This is a genomic window from Mycobacterium sp., from assembly GCF_008709575.1.
Classification (GTDB): domain Bacteria; phylum Actinomycetota; class Actinomycetes; order Mycobacteriales; family Mycobacteriaceae; genus Mycobacterium.
Map to the genome: position 1 here is coordinate 1 of NZ_VYIK01000113.1, position 3875 is coordinate 3875.

General features: G+C 65.1%; 3 protein-coding genes. All 3 read right to left on the reverse strand.

The window, feature by feature from the left end; all coding sequences use genetic code 11:
* Positions 1-166: 166 nt before the first annotated feature.
* Genes ilvC through F6Q13_RS16880 form a run of 3 tightly spaced genes read right to left on the reverse strand, consistent with a single transcriptional unit; the run spans position 167 to position 3548 of the window.
* A complete protein-coding gene (gene ilvC, locus F6Q13_RS16870) occupies positions 167-1168 on the reverse strand; it encodes a ketol-acid reductoisomerase (protein ID WP_293058999.1) in 1002 nt (333 codons plus the stop codon).
* A 47-nt stretch (positions 1169-1215) separates the two neighbouring features.
* Entirely contained in the window at positions 1216-1746 is a 531-nt protein-coding gene (ilvN, locus tag F6Q13_RS16875; RefSeq protein ID WP_293058996.1) for an acetolactate synthase small subunit, read from the reverse strand.
* Positions 1746-3548 carry an acetolactate synthase large subunit gene (locus tag F6Q13_RS16880; RefSeq protein WP_293059002.1) on the reverse strand — a complete coding sequence of 601 codons (1803 nt, stop codon included), beginning with the start codon at positions 3546-3548 and terminating at the stop codon, positions 1746-1748. Before F6Q13_RS16880 ends, ilvN begins: the two co-directional genes overlap by 1 nt.
* Between the last annotated feature and the right edge of the window lie 327 nt (positions 3549-3875).

Here is a 3875-nt window from a genome sequence, read left to right on the forward strand (position 1 = left end):
AAGCTCGCCAGCAAATCAGGCCCTACGCTCGACCAGTGCGGAAAACGGGCCTAGCATGGCGATGCTCGTCGAGCGTCACCGGATTCGTTGCGGACCGCGATGCTGACCACAGCCGGAGTATGACGCACACTGGTGCGTTGACCTGCGACGCTCCAGCGGCGTGTCGCTACACCGTTTCGGTGATCGGGCGGTCCACCCAGCTCATCAGGTCGCGCAGCTTCTTGCCGGTCACCTCGATCGGGTGCTCGGCGTTGCGTCTGCGCAATTCGGCCAACTGCTTTCCGCCGCTTTGCACATCGGCGACAAGCTTGTTGACGAAACTGCCGTCTTGAATCTCGGTCAGGATGGCGCGCATGCGCTGTTTGGTGTCGGCGTCGATCACCCGCGGGCCCGACAGATACCCGCCGAACTCCGCTGTGTCGGAAACCGAATAGTACATCCGGCCGATCCCGCCCTCATACATCAGGTCGACGATCAACTTGAGTTCGTGCAGAACCTCGAAATAGGCCAACTCGGCCGGGTATCCGGCTTCGACCATCACATCGAACGCGGCCTTGACCAACTCCTCCGCGCCGCCGCACAACACCGTCTGCTCACCGAACAGATCGGTCTCGGTCTCGTCTTTGAAGGTGGTTTTGATGACGCCGGCACGGGTCCCACCGATGCCCTTGGCGTAGGACAGCGCCAGCGCGAGACCGTCACCGCGCGGATCCTGTGCCACGGCGACCAAACACGGCACGCCCTTGCCGTCGACGAACTGACGACGCACGAGGTGGCCGGGGCCCTTCGGTGCCACCATCGCCACCGTGATCTCGGCGGGCGGTTTGATCAGCCCGTAATGGATGTTGAGGCCGTGGCCGAAGAACAACGCGTCACCGGCTACCAGATTGGGCTCGATGTCGGCGGTGAAGATGTCGGCCTGCGCGGTATCAGGAGCGAGCAACATGATCAGATCGGCCCACTCGGCCACCTCGGCAGGGGTGCCGACCTGCAGGCCCTGCTCGGCGACCTTCGGGCGCGACTTCGAATTCTCTTTCAACCCGACGCGCACCTGCACGCCGGAGTCGCGCAAGCTCAGTGCGTGTGCGTGTCCCTGGCTGCCGTACCCGATGATGGCGACCTTGCGACCCTGAATGATCGACAGGTCGGCGTCGTCGTCGTAGAACATCGCTATTGCTTCTTGCGCCACTCGTGTATTTCCTTCTGTGCGATGGGTTATTTGGCACTACCGATACCACGCGGTCCGCGTGCCAGCGACACTAGCCCGGACTGGACGATCTCCCGGATGCCGAAAGGCTCCAGCACCCGCAGCAGTGCATCGATCTTGCCCGGCGCTCCGGTGGCTTCGATGACCAACGACTCCGGGGAGACGTCGATCACCTTGACCCGAAACAGGTTTACTGCTTCGATCACCTGACTTCGGGTGCCGGCGTCGGCACGCACCTTGATCAGTGCCAGCTCCCGCGCCACCGAATTGTCGTCCTCCTGCTCGACGATCTTGATGACGTTGATCAGCTTGTTGAGCTGCTTGGTGATCTGCTCGAGCGGGGTGTCCTCGGCTGAGACGACGATCGTCATCCGGGACATGTTCTTTTGCTCGGTGGCACCGACGGCCAGCGACTCGATGTTGAAGCCGCGCCGGGAAAACAATGCGGCCACCCGGGCCAACACACCGGGCTTGTCTTCGACTAGCACCGAAAGCGTATGCGTCGTTTCGGATCTCGGCCTCGAAACCTGGGTGGCCATCACGCGTGCCCCTCGTTGTCGTCGTCGAAGAGCGGGCGGATGCCACGGGCAGCCTGGATCTCGTCGTTGCTGGTCCCGGCGGCCACCATCGGCCACACCTGCGCGTCGGCGCCGACGATGAAGTCGATCACGACCGGACGGTCGTTGATGGCCCGGGCCGCCGCGATGACGTCTGCCACGTCCTCCGCACGCTCGCACCGCATGCCGACGCAGCCCAACGCCTCGGCCAACTTGACGAAGTCCGGGATGCGATGCGAGTGGGTGGCCAGGTCGGTCTGCGAGTAGCGGTCAAAGTAGAACAGCGACTGCCATTGCCGCACCATGCCCAGGTGGCCGTTGTTGATCAGGGCGACCTTGATCGGAGCACCTTCGATCGCGCAGGTGGCCAGCTCCTGATTGGTCATCTGGAAGCAGCCGTCGCCGTCGACCGCCCACACCTCGGCGTCCGGGCGGGCGATCTTGGCGCCCATCGCCGCGGGGATCGCGAAGCCCATGGTGCCCAGCCCGCCGGAATTGATCCAGGTGCGCGGCTTCTCGTAGGAGATGAACTGCGCCGCCCACATCTGGTGCTGGCCGACACCGGCGACGTACACCGCGTCCGGCCCGGCGATCTTGCCCAGCGTTTCGATCACGTACTCCGGGCTCAGGCTGCCGTCGCTTTGCGGCCCGTAGCTCAGCGGGTAGGTGGCCTGCACACCATGCAGGTACTCCCACCACTCGGTCAGATCCAGGTGGGGCTCGTCCTGGCGCAAGGCAGCGGTCAAGTCGGTGATGACGGCTTTGACGTCGCCGACGATCGGCACGTCGGCGTGGCGGTTCTTGCCGATCTCGGCGGGGTCGATGTCGGCGTGGATGACTTTGGCCTCGGGCGCGAACGTGTCGAGCTTTCCGGTCACCCGGTCGTCGAAGCGGGTGCCCAGCGCGATCAGCAGGTCGCTGCGCTGCAGCCCGGCCACCGCGGCGACCGTGCCGTGCATGCCCGGCATACCCAGGTGCTGGGGGTGGCTGTCGGGGAACGCGCCGCGCGCCATCAGCGTGGTCACCACCGGGATACCGGTCAGCTCGGCCAGTTCGCGCAACTGCTCGCATGCCTCACCGCGAATGACGCCGCCACCGACGTAGAGCACCGGTTTGCGCGCGGCCCCGATCAACTTGGCGGCCTCGAGGACCTGGCGATGGTGCGGTTTGACGGTGGGTTTGTAGCCGGGCAGGTCCAGTCGCGGCGGCCAACTGAACGTGCACGGGCCCTGCAGCACGTCCTTGGGGATGTCGACCAGCACCGCGCCGGGACGCCCGGTGGACGCGATGTGAAACGCCTCGGCGATCACCCGGGGAATCTCGTCGCCACTGCGGACCAGGAAGTTGTGCTTGGTGATCGGCATGGTGATTCCGGAGATGTCGGCCTCCTGGAAGGCGTCGGTGCCGATCAGTTGGCGGCCGACCTGCCCGGTGATGGCCACCACCGGCACCGAGTCCATCTGCGCGTCGGCCAACGGGGTCACCAGGTTGGTGGCGCCCGGGCCGGAGGTGGCCATGCACACACCGACCTTGCCGGTGGCGTGGGCGTAACCGCTGGCGGCGTGCCCGGCGCCCTGCTCGTGGCGGACCAACACGTGGCGCAGCTTCTGCGAGTCGAACAGCGGATCGTAGACCGGCAGCACGGCCCCGCCGGGTATCCCGAAGATCACCTCGACACCGAGTTCTTCCAACGAGCGGATCACCGACTGGGCGCCGGTAAGTTGTTGGGGTGCCACGTGTCGTGGCTGCCCAACCGTAGCTGGTTCCGACGCACCGTTGGCCAACGGTTCAGTGGCCGCTCGCTGCGGTGGTCGCGTGGTGGGTGCGCTCACTCTGGGTCCTCTTTAGTCGTCCTCGTAGTCGTTCTGGTCGCAATGCGTCGGCAACAAAAAACCCCCGCCAGCTCAGCAGCTGCACGAGGGTTGCGCGTTGGTGTTTGAAGGCTGTACCCGCTCAGGTCTAGTCAGCCACCAACGCGCCGGCCGAGTACTACGAGCATTTCGCGGCTCTCCATGAGCTTCGACGGTAGCCTCTGCACAGGTCAGGCGTCAAATCCGCGACGTGCCTCACGTACTTTGAGCGCGTGGCCGGTGGTGGTGCCTCAGCTAGTT

Coding starts and splice junctions, on each gene's coding strand:
- ilvC (WP_293058999.1), bottom strand. CDS start 1,168: ATGTTCTACGACGACGACGCCGACCTGTCGATCATTCAGGGTCGCAAG.
- ilvN (WP_293058996.1), bottom strand. CDS start 1,746: ATGGCCACCCAGGTTTCGAGGCCGAGATCCGAAACGACGCATACGCTT.